The sequence below is a fragment of the Arenibacter certesii DSM 19833 genome (assembly GCF_000429545.1).
GTDB lineage: Bacteria > Bacteroidota > Bacteroidia > Flavobacteriales > Flavobacteriaceae > Arenibacter > Arenibacter certesii.
Genome location: NZ_AUCB01000005.1, coordinates 130,644 through 143,320 on the forward strand (window position 1 = coordinate 130,644; position 12,677 = coordinate 143,320).

A 12,677-nucleotide genomic window follows, 5' to 3' on the forward strand; every position below is an offset into this window, starting at 1 on the left:
ATTTAATAAAAAATGCCATTCAAAAATTGAATGGCATTTTTTATTAAAACCAATGTAAAAGAAAAGCTCTTAAACGTTGAACGCTTTTCTTTGCGGATAATAAGCGACAGTTCCCAATTCCTCTTCAATTCTTAGCAACTGATTATATTTCGCCATCCTATCTGATCTAGAAGCAGACCCTGTTTTTATTTGACCAGTATTTAATGCTACGGCAAGATCGGCTATAGTATTATCTTCGGTCTCCCCTGAACGGTGGGACATAACTGAAGTGTATCCCGCGTTCTTTGCCATATTAATCGCTGCAATGGTCTCGGTAAGCGTACCAATTTGATTTACCTTAATCAAGATAGAGTTTGCTATCCCCTCATTAATTCCTCTTGACAAACGCTCTACGTTAGTAACGAATAAATCATCACCTACCAACTGTACCTTATCGCCAATTTTGTCGGTTAAGGCTTTCCATCCATCCCAGTCATTCTCATCCATACCATCTTCAATAGAAAGTATAGGATATTTAGCACTTAAATCAGCCAAATATTGAGCTTGCTCCTCAGAAGTTCTTACCACTCCCTTATCTCCTTCAAATTTAGTATAGTCGTACTTCCCATCAACATAAAATTCTGCAGCGGCACAATCTAGGGCAATCATTATCTCATCCCCTAACTTATAACCAGCCTTTTCTACAGCTTTAGCTATAGTATCCAAGGCATCTTCAGTACCTCCTGGAAGATTAGGTGCAAAACCACCTTCATCCCCTACAGCTGTACTTAAACCTCTTTCGTGAAGAACAGACTTTAGGTTATGGAAAATTTCGGTCCCCATTTGCATGGCATGCGAAAAACTTCTCGCCTTAATTGGCATTACCATAAATTCTTGGAAGGCAATCGGGGCATCAGAATGCGAGCCACCATTAATTATATTCATCATAGGAACAGGTAAAGTGTTAGCACTTACCCCTCCCACATATCTAAATAGGGACATTCCCAATTCATTGGCTGCTGCTTTTGCTACCGCTAGAGAAACTCCGAGAATGGCATTCGCTCCTAATTTAGATTTATTTGGTGTACCGTCCAATTCAATCATAACTTGGTCTACCAAGTTTTGCTCAAATACAGACATACCAAGTATTTCTTCTGCAATCAATGTATTCACATTCTTTACTGCCTGTGATACACCTTTTCCCATAAAGGATTTACCTCCATCGCGCAATTCAACAGCCTCGTGCTCCCCAGTAGAAGCTCCAGAAGGAACTGCGGCTCTACCCATAACCCCATTTTCTGTGATTACATCTACCTCTACTGTAGGATTACCTCTAGAATCCAAAATTTGTCGTGCATGAACACTTAGAATGATACTCATATATTGTAATTTTTATTTTAGTTAATTTATTGTGCAAATATAGTAAAGGATGCCCGTTTTCCCCTTATAATTATCAGGATAATAGCGTTTTCCTGTTACAATCAAACTACATTGGTCTGGTTTGATGAGGATTCGATCATTTCAATAAATTGATCAAAAAGGTAATTAGCATCATTAGGTCCCGGACTGGCTTCTGGATGATACTGAACCGAAAACACATTCTTTCCTTTCATTCTCATTCCTGCCAAGGTATCATCATTTAAATGTAAATGGGTGATTTCTAGGTCAGGATTTGCTTCAGCCTCTTCTTTATTTACGGCAAAACCATGATTTTGGGATGTAATTTCTCCTTTCCCTGTGACCAAATTCATTACAGGGTGGTTAATTCCCCTATGTCCATTGTGCATTTTATAAGTAGAAACCTCATTGGCCAATGCCAATACTTGATGTCCAAGACAAATCCCGAACAAAGGTTTTCCTGAATCTATCATTTTCTTGGCAGCAGCAACAGCTTCCTGTAATGGAGCCGGATCTCCAGGCCCATTAGAAATAAAATAAGCATCGGGATTCCACTCGCTCATTTCCTCAAAGGTAGCATTATAAGGAAAGACTTTAATATAGGCATCCCTTTTCGCCAAGTTGCGAAGAATGTTCTTTTTGATTCCAATATCCAGTGCAGAAATCTTATACTTTGCAGATGCTTCACCATAGTAATACGGTTCTTTAGTAGAAACTTTTGAAGCAAGCTCCAAACCTTCCATACTAGGCACTGCAGCTAATTTCTTCTTTAATTCTTCTATGTTATGAATATCTGTAGATATAACAGCATTCATAGCTCCGTTGTCTCTTATATATCCTACCAAAGCTCTAGTATCTACATCAGATATGGCAAATAAATTACTCTTCTCCATAAATTCTAACAGACTAGCATCGGAATAGGGTCTGGAATAGGTATAACTAAAATTTTTACATACCAAACCTGATATTTGCACAGCGCTGGATTCTATTTCATCTTCTTGCGTACCATAATTTCCAATGTGGGCAGTACTTGTCACCATTATTTGACCAAAATAGGAAGGATCGGTAAATATTTCCTGATATCCGGTCATTCCGGTATTAAAGCAAGCTTCGCCAAAGACCGTACCTTCTTTGTCGCCTACAGACTTACCGTGAAAAATAGTTCCATCGGCCAATAACAATATTGCTTTTTTTCTTGTTTGATACTTCATTTTCTAGTGTTACCTTATTTTTAATTGACAAAATGATATAAACCAGGATGTCTCCATGGTGCAGCTATTTTGCTCGATGCGATAAAGTTACGAGGAAGCTAGCTTATTTGATATAAAAAAAGGATAAGCTTTTAGGCTTATCCTTTTTAAAAAATGATATTATGTAATAACAATGCTATTCTTTAGAATCATCGCCTTTAGATTCTGCCTTGCTATCAGTATCAGCTTTTGACTCAGTGTTTGCAGCTGGTGCAACCGGAGTTTCAGATTTCTTAGATCTTCTACCTCTCCTCGTAGTTTTCTGCTTCTTAGACTTGTCAGCATTGTAGAGTTCATTGAAATCTACTAATTCTATCATCGCCATATCAGCATTATCCCCTAGTCGGTTTCCCAATTTAATAATTCTAGTATATCCTCCTGGTCTATCGCCAATTTTCTCCGCTACATTACCAAATAATTCAGTAATTGCATTTTTATCGCGAAGATTTTTGAAAACGATACGACGGTTATGGGTTCCCTTCTCAAGAGTCTGGTTGTTCTCTGCCTTAGATTTAGTAATCAAAGGCTCTACAAACTGCTTTAGAGCTTTAGCTTTAGCTACAGTTGTATTTATTCTCTTGTGTTCTATTAAAGAACAGGCCATATTTGCCAACATCGCGCTTCTATGGGCTGTCTTTCTTCCTAAATGATTAACTTTTTTGCCGTGTCTCATTGTACTTTTCTATAAACTTTTTTCTAGATATGGTTATCCCAAATCTTTAAAAGCGCTATTAATCTTTATCCAATTTATATTTTGATAAGTCCATTCCGAAACTCAATCCTTTGTTCATCACCAATTCTTCCAATTCGGTCAAGGATTTTTTTCCAAAGTTTCTAAACTTCATTAAATCGTTCTTGTTATAGGCAACCAAGTCTCCTAAAGAATCCACTTCCGCTGCTTTTAAACAGTTTAGCGCCCTTACAGAAAGGTCTAAGTCTACCAATTTAGTCTTTAAAAGCTGACGCATGTGCAACGATTCCTCATCATAGGTCTCTGTTTGTGCAATCTCGTCTGCTTCCAAAGTAATACGTTCATCTGAAAACAACATAAAGTGGTGAATAAGAACTTTAGCCCCCTCGGTTAATGCGTCTTTCGGATGAATAGAGCCATCGGTCTGAATCTCGAAAACTAATTTTTCATAATCTGTTTTCTGTTCTACCCTAAAGTTCTCTATGCTATACTTAACGTTCTTTATAGGTGTAAAGATAGAATCTACAGCAATGGTACCTAACATAGCATTGGACTTTTTATTCTCCTCCGCTGGCACATAACCCCTACCTTTTTCGATAGTGATATGCATGTTAAGGTTCACTTTAGGCTCCATGTTACAGATAACTAAATCTGGGTTCAACACCTGATAGCCTGAGATGAATTTTTGAAAATCCCCTGCAGTTAGCTGTTCTTTTCCACTAACGGAAATAGATACCGTTTCACTGTCCACGTCATCGATCTGTCTTTTAAAACGAACTTGCTTAAGATTTAAAATGATTTCGGTAACGTCTTCCACAACACCTGAAATTACAGAAAACTCGTGTTCTACCTTATCAATTCTGACAGAAGTGATAGCAAAGCCTTCCAAGGAAGAAAGCAGAACCCTTCTTAATGCGTTCCCAATAGTAAGGCCATAACCTGGTTCCAACGGACGAAATTCAAATTTGCCTTCGAAATCGGAGGAATCAATCATTATAACTTTATCGGGCTTCTGAAAATTTAATAATGCCATAATTGGATCAGTGTTGTTTTATTTAGAGTATAACTCAACTATTAATTGTTCTTTTATGTTTTCCGGAATTTGCATTCTTTCTGGGATGGCAACAAAACTACCCTCCTTTTTTTCACTATTCCATGTGATCCACTCATATACGCTACTACTAGCGTCTAAAGAATCTACAATGGCCTTCAAGGATTTAGATTTCTCTCTTACACCTACTACATCTCCTGGCTTTAGCGTATAAGAAGGAATATTCACCAATTCTCCGTTAACAGTAATGTGTCTGTGAGAGACCAATTGTCTTGCCCCACTTCTAGTAGGAGCAATTCCCATTCTGTAAACAACATTATCTAAACGAGACTCACAAAGTTGAAGTAAAACCTCACCGGTTACCCCACCACTTCTATTGGCCTTTCCAAAAATGTTTCTAAATTGTTTTTCTAAAATACCGTAGGTGTATTTTGCTTTTTGCTTTTCCATTAACTGGATAGCATATTCAGACTTTTTACCACGACGTCTGTTATTTCCGTGTTGTCCTGGAGGATAATTTCTTTTCTCAAAAGATTTATCATCTCCGAAAATCGCTTCCCCGAATTTACGGGCGATCTTTGTTTTTGGTCCTGTATATCTTGCCATTTTCTTTTATTTTAGAAGTGTGATCATGAATTAAGGCTTATCCTTCGATAATCGTAACTACACCTCTTTGAAAACCCTTTTATTAGGATTATTAATTAATATAAATTATACTCTTCTTCTTTTTGGTGGTCTACAACCGTTGTGCGGCATTGGGGTAATATCGATAATTTCGGTAACCTCAATTCCAGAGTTGTGTAGGGAACGGATAGCAGATTCTCTACCATTTCCAGGCCCCTTTACATAAACCTTTACTTTTCTTAAACCAGCATCATGGGCAACTCTTGCACAATCTTCAGACGCTACTTGAGCTGCATAGGGAGTATTCTTTTTAGACCCTCTAAAACCCATTTTACCTGCTGAGGACCAAGAGATAACATCACCTTTTTTATTGGTTAAAGAAACAATAATATTATTAAAAGAAGCAGTTACATGGGCTTCGCCCACAGACTCTACCACTACCTTGCGCTTCTTTGTCGCTTTTGCACTTGCCTTTGCCATAATATCCTAATTATTATTTAGTTACCTTCTTTTTGTTAGCAACTGTTTTTCTCTTACCTTTTCTTGTCCTAGAGTTGTTCTTGGTTCTTTGACCTCTTAAAGGTAGACCAGATCTATGGCGTATACCTCTATAACAACCTATGTCCATTAAACGCTTAATGTTCATTTGGTTTTCGGAACGCAATTCTCCTTCTATAGTAATAGAAGATACTGCCTCTCGAATACGGCTAATCTCATCATCGTTCCACTCAGACACCTTAGTGTCTTCACTTACTTGAGCGGCGGCTAAAATTTCCTTTGCTCGACTATTTCCTATACCAAAGATATAGGTCAGGGCTATAACCCCTCTTTTTTGTTTTGGTATATCTACACCTGCGATTCTTGCCATAACTACCCTTGTCTTTGTTTAAATCTAGGATTCTTTTTATTGATTACGTACAATCTGCCTTTTCTGCGCACTATTTTGCACTCGGCACTTCTTTTCTTTACTGATGCTCTAACTTTCATCCTATTTACTTAATATCTATATGTAATTCTTGCTTTAGTTAAATCGTACGGACTCATTTCAAGTTTTACCTTATCTCCCGGAAGCAACTTAATGTAATGCATACGCATCTTTCCCGAAATATGTGCCGTTACCACATGACCGTTTTCCAACTCTACGCGGAACATAGCATTAGATAATGCCTCGATAATGCTTCCATCTTGCTCTATTGCTGATTGTTTAGCCATAAACTATGCTACCTTTCTATTTTTACCAGTTTTCATCAATCCATCATAATGCCTGTTCAGCAAATATGAATTCACCTGCTGCACGGTATCAATTGCTACCCCTACCATAATTAATAAGGAAGTACCTCCATAAAACAAGGCCCACCCCATTTGCACGCCCATTACTTTAGCGATCACTGCCGGAAGTACCGCCAATAAAGCCAAGAAAATAGAGCCTGGTAGTGTAATCAGAGACATTATCTTATCTAAATAATCCCCTGTTTCCTTTCCTGGTCTAATACCGGGAATAAAACCGCCGCTTCTTTTAAGATCATCGGCCATTTTATTGGTCGGTACAGTAATCGCTGTATAGAAATAAGTAAATACAATGATTAAAAACCCGAACAACAAATTATAGGCCAACCCAAATATATCTTCAAACTGAACTTCCATCCATTGCCCTACAGCGGTATTATTGAATGTTTTACCAAGCAAGCCTGGTGCGAACATAATTGCCTGCGCAAAGATAATAGGCATTACCCCAGAAGCGTTCAATTTTAACGGAATATATTGTCTAGATCCCATAATATTTTTTTCGTATCCACCAGATGCTGTACGTCTAGCATACTGTACTGGGATCTGGCGTGTAGCCATTACCAACAGAACACATAACAAGATAACAACAAACCAAATGATCACTTCGATCAGCATAAACATCAGACCACCAGTGTTATTGGTAGTTCTAGATACAAACTCTTGAACAAAACTCTGAGGCATAGTAGCTATAATACCTACCATGATCAGTAAGGATATCCCATTGCCGATTCCTTTATCGGTAATCTTTTCTCCTAACCACATTGCAAAAATGGTTCCAGATACCAAAATTATTACCGATGGGATAATAAAATCAAATCCTTTTCCAAATACAAACGCGCTGTCTGGAACACCTAGAGCTCCTAAACTGTACAAATAAGTGGGCGCCTGAACGATACAAATACCTATGGTTAACCATCTGGTAATTTGATTTATCGTCTTTCTACCGCTCTCCCCTTCTTTTTGCAACTTTTGAAGATAAGGAATAGCAATACCCATTAACTGCACCACAATAGAAGCAGAAATATATGGCATAATACCCAATGCAAAAACGGAGGCATTAGACAATGCTCCTCCGGTAAATGCATTTAAGATACCTAAAATACCGCTATCTGTACTGGAAGCCAAAGCACCCAATTGAGTAGAATCAATACCTGGAAGCACTACTTGTGCACCAAAACGATACACTAAAAGCAAGCCTAAGGTTACAATAATCCTACCCTTAAGCTCATCAATCTTCCAAATATTTGATAATGTATCGAAAAATTTCTTCATAGTATTCTTTGACTTATAAACTTATTGCTTCACCACCTGCAGCTTCTATCGCAGCTTTTGCAGTAGCAGTAAATTTATGTGCAGAAACTTTAAGAGACGCCTTTAGTTCTCCTCCACCTAATATTTTAACTAAATCGTTTTTTCCGACCAATCTATTTTCAATAAGAGTATCTATAGTGATTGCATCCTTTACAATACCTTTATCTACTAATTCTTGAATCTTATCTAAATTGATCCCTGCGTAGTCCTTACGGTTAATGTTAGTAAAACCAAATTTAGGAAGACGTCTTTGCAATGGCATCTGACCACCTTCAAAACCAAGTTTCTTAGAATAACCAGATCTGGATTTTGCTCCTTTATGTCCTTTAGTAGCAGTACCACCTTTACCAGAACCTTGTCCTCTACCTACAATTTTTCCGGCTCTTTGTTTCGCACCATCCGCAGGTTTTAAATTACTTAAATTCATAACACTAAAATTATTTAAGCTTCTACAATAGAAACTAAGTGTTTAACTTTATTTACCATACCTAGAATATTAGCGGTATCATCATGTTCTACCACATGTCCTATTCTTCGTAAGCCAAGAGCCTCTAAGGTTCTTTTTTGATTTTGAGCTCTATTGATAGCGCTCCTCACCTGTTTTACTTTAATCTTTGCCATGTTTATCAGTATTCAGCATTCAGTAATCAGTAATCAGTACCAGCAGTTTGTTTTGTTCTCACATCACAATTTAACTACTCAATACCTAGTACCTAATACTTAGTACTATAAATTTATCCTTTAAAAACTTTCTCCAAGGAAACACCTCTCTGAAGAGCTACCGTTTTGGCATCTCTCAATTGTAAAAGTGCATCAAAGGTAGCTTTCACCACGTTATGCGGGTTAGATGACCCTTGAGATTTAGACAAAACATCCTGAACCCCAACAGACTCCAATACAGCTCTTACAGCACCACCGGCAATAACCCCGGTACCTTCAGAAGCAGGCTGGATATAAACTCTTGCTCCACCGTATTTACCTTTTTGCTCATGTGGCAAAGTTCCTCTATTAAGAGGTATTCTAATAAGGTTCTTCTTGGCATCTTCAATTGCTTTTGCAATAGCAGTAGCGACTTCCTTGGATTTTCCAAGACCGTGACCTACAACACCATTCTCATCACCAACAATAACGATAGCGGAAAACCCGAACGCTCTACCACCTTTGGTAACTTTGGTAACACGTTGTATCCCTACCAATTTATCCTTTAATTCTAAACCTCCCGGCTTAACAGTCTCTACGTTTTTGTATTTCTGATACATAATATTCTTAGAATTTTAATCCTGCTTCCCTTGCGCCTTCGGCCAATGATTTCACTCGTCCGTGGTATAAGTTACCACCTCTGTCAAAAGCAACCGATTCTATACCGGCTTCCTTTGCCTTCTCGGCGATAGTTTTACCTACCAAGTTCGCAACTTCTGTTTTAGATCCTTTTGTTTTAGCCAACTCCTTATCCCTAGATGAAGCAGCAACTAAAGTAGTTCCAGCAACATCATCTATCAATTGAGCATATATTTCACTATTACTTCTAAAAACAGCTAGCCTTGGTTTTTGTGCAGTACCTGTGGATGTTTTTCTTATCCTCCTTCTGATACGTAGTTTTCTTTCAGTCTTCGATAATCCCATATTCCTAATTATTAGGCTGATTTACCAGCTTTTCTTCTTAATTCTTCTCCTACGAATTTAATCCCTTTTCCTTTGTAAGGCTCTGGCTTACGGAAGGACCTAATTTTAGCAGCCACCTGGCCAACTAATTGTTTATCATGGGAACTAAGCTTTACGATAGGATTCTTACCCTTATCCGAGACAGTCTCTATTTTCACCTCTGGGGCGATATCTAAAATGATATTATGCGAGAAACCTAAAGCAAGGTCCAATTTCTGACCTTGGTGACTTGCTCGATAACCTACACCGACCAATTCAAGCTCTTTTACCCAACCCTTGGAAACTCCTTGGGTCATATTATATATCAAAGATCTATAAAGACCATGTTTTGCCTTGTGTTCCTTGGAATCAGACGGTCTTGTAACGTAAATTTGACCATCCTCTACCTTTACAGCTGCTCCAGAAAATTCTTGGGAAAGTGTCCCCATCTTACCTTTTACGGTAATAACATCTTCCTTTACTTCTACGGTTACTCCCTCTGGAATTGCTATTGGATTATTACCTGTTCTAGACATTCTTCTAAATCTTTAGTGTATTAATAGACATAACATAAAACTTCCCCACCTGCATTCTCAAGCTTTGCTTGCTTACTCGTCATTACCCCATGAGAAGTTGAAACGATGGCAATACCAAGACCATTCAGAACCCTAGGCAACTCCTTGGAGTTAGCATATTTCCTAAGTCCAGGCTTACTCACACGCTTTAATTTTCTAATGACCGGTTCTTTTGTGAACTTATCATACTTTAAAGCGATCTTTATAACACCTTGTATAGAATCGTCTTCAAATTTGTAACTTAAAATATATCCTTGATCGAATAATATTTTAGTAATTTCTTTCTTTAAATTGGAAGCGGGTATTTCTACCACTCTGTGCCCAGCACTACTTGCGTTCCTAATTCTTGTTAAATAATCCGAAATTGGATCTGTGAACATAGTTATTGATTTACGGTAACGGTTTTTAACAATATTGTTAAACCTGCAACCTGTTTATATTTATATTACCAGCTAGCTTTTTTAACCCCTGGTATAAGACCATTGTTTGCAAGCTCTCTAAAAGTAACCCTAGATACACCAAAGGTTCTCATGTACCCTCTTGGTCTACCTGTAAGTTTACAACGATTGTGCAAACGCACCGGAGATGCATTCTTTGGCAACCTTTGCAATGCCTCGTAATCTCCAGCCTCTTTCAAAGCTTTTCTTTTCTCAGCATACTTAGCTACAGTCTTTTCTCTTTTGACCTCACGGGCCTTCATAGATTCTTTAGCCATACTAATTCTTTTTAAAAGGTAATCCTAATTCAGTTAACAATGATTTGGATTCTTTATCTGTCTCCGCAGAGGTTACAAAGGTAATATCCATTCCATTGATTTTATTAATTTTATCAATGTTTATTTCAGGAAATATGATTTGCTCCTCAATACCAAGGCTATAATTTCCTCTTCCATCAAAGCCAGTAGCTTTAATTCCTTGGAAATCCCTTACCCTTGGAAGGGCAGTTGTAACCAATCTATCCAAAAACTCGTACATTTTTTCTCCACGCAAAGTAACCTTTGCCCCAATGGGCATACCCTTACGCAATTTAAATGCCGCGACATCCTTTTTAGATATTGTTGTAATTGCTTTTTGGCCAGTGATCAAGGTAAGCTCATCTACTGCATAGTCAATAAGCTTCTTGTCCGCTACAGCGGCACCAACACCTCTACTCACAACAATTTTCTCTAATTTGGGAACTTGCATTACATTTTTGTAACCAAATTCCTCCTGAAGAGCTTTTACCACTCTTTCTTTATATTCCTGTTTTAATCTTGGAACGTAAGCCATAATTAAATTACTTCTTTAGATTTCTTAGAAAATCTCACTTTCTTACCATCTCTCACCTCAAATCCTACTCTTGTAGCCTCTCCCGACTTAGGGTCGATCAAGGATAGGTTGGAAATGTTTAAAGGAGCCTCTTTCTTTACGATACCTCCTTGTGGATTGTTCGCGCTTGGCTTCTCGTGCTTAGATACCATATTGGCACCTTCTACGATCGCCTTATTCTTCTCACGGTCTACCTTGACTACCTTGCCTTCAACCCCTTTGTGGTCTCCTGCCATAATCCTTACGGTATCCCCTGTTTTTATTTTCAATTTTCCCATTTTGCTATGTTTATTAAAGCACCTCTGGAGCCAATGATATAATTTTCATGAACTGCTTATCACGAAGTTCTCTGGCCACAGGACCAAATACTCGTGTTCCTCTCATTTCCCCAGTAGGGTTTAAAAGAACACATGCATTATCGTCAAAACGTATATAAGAGCCATCAGGTCGTCTGACCTCTTTCTTAGTTCTAACAACAACCGCCGTGGAAACTGCACCTTTTTTAATACCTCCGTTTGGAGTAGCTTCCTTCACGGTAACTACAATTTTATCACCAACAGAAGCATACCTTCTTTTTGTACCTCCAAGCACACGAATGGTCAAAACTTCTTTTGCCCCCGTATTGTCCGCTACTTTTAGTCTAGATTCTTGCTGTAACATAATTATTTAGCTCTTTCTATGATTTCAACTAATCTCCAACATTTGGTCTTACTCAATGGTCGTGTTTCCATTATTTTCACAGTATCGCCAATATTGCAATCGTTCTTTTCATCGTGCGCAACATATTTCTTTGTTCTCAACACGAACTTTCCGTACATAGGGTGCTTAACTCGCTTAACTTCTGAAACCACTACTGATTTCTCCATTTTGTTGCTAGTAACAACGCCTATTCTCTCTTTTCTTAAATTCCTTTTTTCCATAAAGCAGAACCAATTATTGTAATTCTCTTTTTGTTAATTCAGTTGCCAATCTTGCCACCGTTCTTCTCACACTTCTAATAAGCAAAGGATTCTCCAATGGTGTTACGGAATGAGCCATTTTAAGGTCCGAGTACTGCTTTTTAAATTCAGCTCTCTTTTCTTTCAGCTCCTCAACTGATAATTCTTTAATTTCTGATTGTTTCATGATTCCTTGCAATTATATTAAGCAGAATAGTCCCTAGCAATAATAAATTTTGTTCTAACCGGAAGTTTCTGAGCTGCAAGACGCAAAGCCTCTTTTGCAACTTCAATTGAAACACCAGCTACTTCGAACAATATTCTTCCTGGCAACACTCTAGCAACAAAATATTCTGGAGCACCTTTACCTTTACCCATACGTACTTCCAATGGCTTTCTAGTGATAGGCTTGTCTGGAAATATCTTGATCCACAACTGCCCTTCCCTTTTCATATATCTAGTGGCCGCAATACGAGCTGCCTCTATTTGTCGGGATGTGATGAAAGAGGTATCCATGGATTTGATCCCGAACATTCCGTTAGAAAGTTGATGTCCCCTTCCAGAGATCCCTTTCATACGCCCTTTCTGCATTTTGCGGAACTTAGTTCTTTTTGGCTGTAACATT

At 38.1% G+C, this 12,677-nt stretch carries 23 protein-coding genes; all 23 read right to left on the reverse strand.

What is annotated here, in order from left to right; genetic code table 11:
• Nucleotides 1-69 precede the first annotated feature (69 nt).
• The 23 genes from eno to rplP all read right to left on the reverse strand — a co-directional run bounded on the left by eno (nt 70) and on the right by rplP (nt 12,676).
• Nucleotides 70-1,359, reverse strand: coding sequence for a phosphopyruvate hydratase (gene eno, locus G466_RS0102590; RefSeq protein WP_026812248.1), 1,290 nt, complete (start codon nt 1,357-1,359; stop codon nt 70-72).
• Nucleotides 1,360-1,460: 101 nt separating this feature from the next.
• Nucleotides 1,461-2,588, reverse strand: coding sequence for a glutamine-hydrolyzing carbamoyl-phosphate synthase small subunit (gene carA, locus G466_RS0102595; protein ID WP_026812249.1), 1,128 nt, complete (start codon nt 2,586-2,588; stop codon nt 1,461-1,463).
• A 175-nt stretch (nt 2,589-2,763) separates the two neighbouring features.
• Nucleotides 2,764-3,300 (reverse strand): 50S ribosomal protein L17, encoded by a 537-nt coding sequence (rplQ, locus tag G466_RS0102600; RefSeq protein ID WP_026812250.1) that lies wholly within the window; start codon nt 3,298-3,300, stop codon nt 2,764-2,766.
• 58 nt (nt 3,301-3,358) lie between these two features.
• Entirely contained in the window at nt 3,359-4,351 is a 993-nt protein-coding gene (locus G466_RS0102605; protein ID WP_026812251.1) for a DNA-directed RNA polymerase subunit alpha, read from the reverse strand.
• Between the two features lie 18 nt (nt 4,352-4,369).
• Nucleotides 4,370-4,975, reverse strand: a complete 606-nt coding sequence (gene rpsD / locus G466_RS0102610) for a 30S ribosomal protein S4 (protein WP_026812252.1) — start codon at nt 4,973-4,975, stop codon at nt 4,370-4,372.
• 105 nt (nt 4,976-5,080) lie between these two features.
• Nucleotides 5,081-5,473 (reverse strand): 30S ribosomal protein S11, encoded by a 393-nt coding sequence (rpsK, locus tag G466_RS0102615; protein ID WP_026812253.1) that lies wholly within the window; start codon nt 5,471-5,473, stop codon nt 5,081-5,083.
• Nucleotides 5,474-5,486: 13 nt separating this feature from the next.
• Nucleotides 5,487-5,861, reverse strand: a complete 375-nt coding sequence (rpsM, locus tag G466_RS0102620) for a 30S ribosomal protein S13 (protein ID WP_026812254.1) — start codon at nt 5,859-5,861, stop codon at nt 5,487-5,489.
• 2 nt (nt 5,862-5,863) lie between these two features.
• Complete coding sequence (ykgO, locus tag G466_RS23435) at nt 5,864-5,980, reverse strand: type B 50S ribosomal protein L36 (protein ID WP_073370549.1); 117 nt, start codon at nt 5,978-5,980, stop codon at nt 5,864-5,866.
• Between the two features lie 9 nt (nt 5,981-5,989).
• Nucleotides 5,990-6,205, reverse strand: a complete 216-nt coding sequence (infA, locus tag G466_RS0102625) for a translation initiation factor IF-1 (RefSeq protein WP_015361146.1) — start codon at nt 6,203-6,205, stop codon at nt 5,990-5,992.
• A 3-nt stretch (nt 6,206-6,208) separates the two neighbouring features.
• The gene (gene secY, locus G466_RS0102630) at nt 6,209-7,552 is read right to left on the reverse strand and encodes a preprotein translocase subunit SecY (protein WP_026812255.1); all 1,344 of its coding nucleotides are present in this window, start codon (nt 7,550-7,552) and stop codon (nt 6,209-6,211) included.
• 13 nt (nt 7,553-7,565) lie between these two features.
• Nucleotides 7,566-8,018, reverse strand: a complete 453-nt coding sequence (gene rplO, locus G466_RS0102635) for a 50S ribosomal protein L15 (RefSeq protein ID WP_026812256.1) — start codon at nt 8,016-8,018, stop codon at nt 7,566-7,568.
• Between the two features lie 14 nt (nt 8,019-8,032).
• Nucleotides 8,033-8,212 carry a 50S ribosomal protein L30 gene (gene rpmD, locus G466_RS0102640; RefSeq protein WP_026812257.1) on the reverse strand — a complete coding sequence of 60 codons (180 nt, stop codon included), beginning with the start codon at nt 8,210-8,212 and terminating at the stop codon, nt 8,033-8,035.
• 113 nt (nt 8,213-8,325) lie between these two features.
• A complete protein-coding gene (gene rpsE, locus G466_RS0102645) occupies nt 8,326-8,850 on the reverse strand; it encodes a 30S ribosomal protein S5 (protein ID WP_026812258.1) in 525 nt (174 codons plus the stop codon).
• A gap of 7 nt (nt 8,851-8,857) precedes the next feature.
• On the reverse strand, nt 8,858-9,214 hold the full coding sequence (gene rplR, locus G466_RS0102650) for a 50S ribosomal protein L18 (RefSeq protein ID WP_026812259.1): 357 nt from the start codon (nt 9,212-9,214) through the stop codon (nt 8,858-8,860).
• A gap of 11 nt (nt 9,215-9,225) precedes the next feature.
• Nucleotides 9,226-9,768, reverse strand: coding sequence for a 50S ribosomal protein L6 (gene rplF, locus G466_RS0102655; protein WP_026812260.1), 543 nt, complete (start codon nt 9,766-9,768; stop codon nt 9,226-9,228).
• Between the two features lie 20 nt (nt 9,769-9,788).
• Complete coding sequence (gene rpsH / locus G466_RS0102660; protein ID WP_026812261.1) at nt 9,789-10,187, reverse strand: 30S ribosomal protein S8; 399 nt, start codon at nt 10,185-10,187, stop codon at nt 9,789-9,791.
• Between the two features lie 65 nt (nt 10,188-10,252).
• Entirely contained in the window at nt 10,253-10,522 is a 270-nt protein-coding gene (gene rpsN, locus G466_RS0102665; RefSeq protein ID WP_026812262.1) for a 30S ribosomal protein S14, read from the reverse strand.
• Between the two features lies 1 nt (nt 10,523).
• Nucleotides 10,524-11,075, reverse strand: coding sequence for a 50S ribosomal protein L5 (gene rplE / locus G466_RS0102670; RefSeq protein ID WP_026812263.1), 552 nt, complete (start codon nt 11,073-11,075; stop codon nt 10,524-10,526).
• 2 nt (nt 11,076-11,077) lie between these two features.
• Nucleotides 11,078-11,392 (reverse strand): 50S ribosomal protein L24, encoded by a 315-nt coding sequence (gene rplX / locus G466_RS0102675; RefSeq protein ID WP_026812264.1) that lies wholly within the window; start codon nt 11,390-11,392, stop codon nt 11,078-11,080.
• A 13-nt stretch (nt 11,393-11,405) separates the two neighbouring features.
• Nucleotides 11,406-11,774, reverse strand: coding sequence for a 50S ribosomal protein L14 (rplN, locus tag G466_RS0102680; protein WP_026812265.1), 369 nt, complete (start codon nt 11,772-11,774; stop codon nt 11,406-11,408).
• Between the two features lie 2 nt (nt 11,775-11,776).
• Nucleotides 11,777-12,034 (reverse strand): 30S ribosomal protein S17, encoded by a 258-nt coding sequence (rpsQ, locus tag G466_RS0102685; protein ID WP_026810031.1) that lies wholly within the window; start codon nt 12,032-12,034, stop codon nt 11,777-11,779.
• A 13-nt stretch (nt 12,035-12,047) separates the two neighbouring features.
• Complete coding sequence (rpmC, locus tag G466_RS0102690; RefSeq protein ID WP_026812266.1) at nt 12,048-12,239, reverse strand: 50S ribosomal protein L29; 192 nt, start codon at nt 12,237-12,239, stop codon at nt 12,048-12,050.
• A gap of 17 nt (nt 12,240-12,256) precedes the next feature.
• Nucleotides 12,257-12,676 carry a 50S ribosomal protein L16 gene (rplP, locus tag G466_RS0102695; protein ID WP_026812267.1) on the reverse strand — a complete coding sequence of 140 codons (420 nt, stop codon included), beginning with the start codon at nt 12,674-12,676 and terminating at the stop codon, nt 12,257-12,259.
• Nucleotide 12,677 lies beyond the last annotated feature (1 nt).

Excerpts from the sequence above, each read along its gene's own strand:
- eno (WP_026812248.1), bottom strand. The coding sequence starts at position 1,359 with ATGAGTATCATTCTAAGTGTTCATGCACGACAAATTTTGGATTCTAGA.
- carA (WP_026812249.1), bottom strand. The coding sequence starts at position 2,588 with ATGAAGTATCAAACAAGAAAAAAAGCAATATTGTTATTGGCCGATGGA.
- rplQ (WP_026812250.1), bottom strand. The coding sequence starts at position 3,300 with ATGAGACACGGCAAAAAAGTTAATCATTTAGGAAGAAAGACAGCCCAT.
- G466_RS0102605 (WP_026812251.1), bottom strand. The coding sequence starts at position 4,351 with ATGGCATTATTAAATTTTCAGAAGCCCGATAAAGTTATAATGATTGAT.
- rpsD (WP_026812252.1), bottom strand. The coding sequence starts at position 4,975 with ATGGCAAGATATACAGGACCAAAAACAAAGATCGCCCGTAAATTCGGG.
- rpsK (WP_026812253.1), bottom strand. The coding sequence starts at position 5,473 with ATGGCAAAGGCAAGTGCAAAAGCGACAAAGAAGCGCAAGGTAGTGGTA.
- rpsM (WP_026812254.1), bottom strand. The coding sequence starts at position 5,861 with ATGGCAAGAATCGCAGGTGTAGATATACCAAAACAAAAAAGAGGGGTT.
- ykgO (WP_073370549.1), bottom strand. The coding sequence starts at position 5,980 with ATGAAAGTTAGAGCATCAGTAAAGAAAAGAAGTGCCGAGTGCAAAATA.
- infA (WP_015361146.1), bottom strand. The coding sequence starts at position 6,205 with ATGGCTAAACAATCAGCAATAGAGCAAGATGGAAGCATTATCGAGGCA.
- secY (WP_026812255.1), bottom strand. The coding sequence starts at position 7,552 with ATGAAGAAATTTTTCGATACATTATCAAATATTTGGAAGATTGATGAG.
- rplO (WP_026812256.1), bottom strand. The coding sequence starts at position 8,018 with ATGAATTTAAGTAATTTAAAACCTGCGGATGGTGCGAAACAAAGAGCC.
- rpmD (WP_026812257.1), bottom strand. The coding sequence starts at position 8,212 with ATGGCAAAGATTAAAGTAAAACAGGTGAGGAGCGCTATCAATAGAGCT.
- rpsE (WP_026812258.1), bottom strand. The coding sequence starts at position 8,850 with ATGTATCAGAAATACAAAAACGTAGAGACTGTTAAGCCGGGAGGTTTA.
- rplR (WP_026812259.1), bottom strand. The coding sequence starts at position 9,214 with ATGGGATTATCGAAGACTGAAAGAAAACTACGTATCAGAAGGAGGATA.
- rplF (WP_026812260.1), bottom strand. The coding sequence starts at position 9,768 with ATGTCTAGAACAGGTAATAATCCAATAGCAATTCCAGAGGGAGTAACC.
- rpsH (WP_026812261.1), bottom strand. The coding sequence starts at position 10,187 with ATGTTCACAGATCCAATTTCGGATTATTTAACAAGAATTAGGAACGCA.
- rpsN (WP_026812262.1), bottom strand. The coding sequence starts at position 10,522 with ATGGCTAAAGAATCTATGAAGGCCCGTGAGGTCAAAAGAGAAAAGACT.
- rplE (WP_026812263.1), bottom strand. The coding sequence starts at position 11,075 with ATGGCTTACGTTCCAAGATTAAAACAGGAATATAAAGAAAGAGTGGTA.
- rplX (WP_026812264.1), bottom strand. The coding sequence starts at position 11,392 with ATGGGAAAATTGAAAATAAAAACAGGGGATACCGTAAGGATTATGGCA.
- rplN (WP_026812265.1), bottom strand. The coding sequence starts at position 11,774 with ATGTTACAGCAAGAATCTAGACTAAAAGTAGCGGACAATACGGGGGCA.
- rpsQ (WP_026810031.1), bottom strand. The coding sequence starts at position 12,034 with ATGGAAAAAAGGAATTTAAGAAAAGAGAGAATAGGCGTTGTTACTAGC.
- rpmC (WP_026812266.1), bottom strand. The coding sequence starts at position 12,239 with ATGAAACAATCAGAAATTAAAGAATTATCAGTTGAGGAGCTGAAAGAA.
- rplP (WP_026812267.1), bottom strand. The coding sequence starts at position 12,676 with ATGTTACAGCCAAAAAGAACTAAGTTCCGCAAAATGCAGAAAGGGCGT.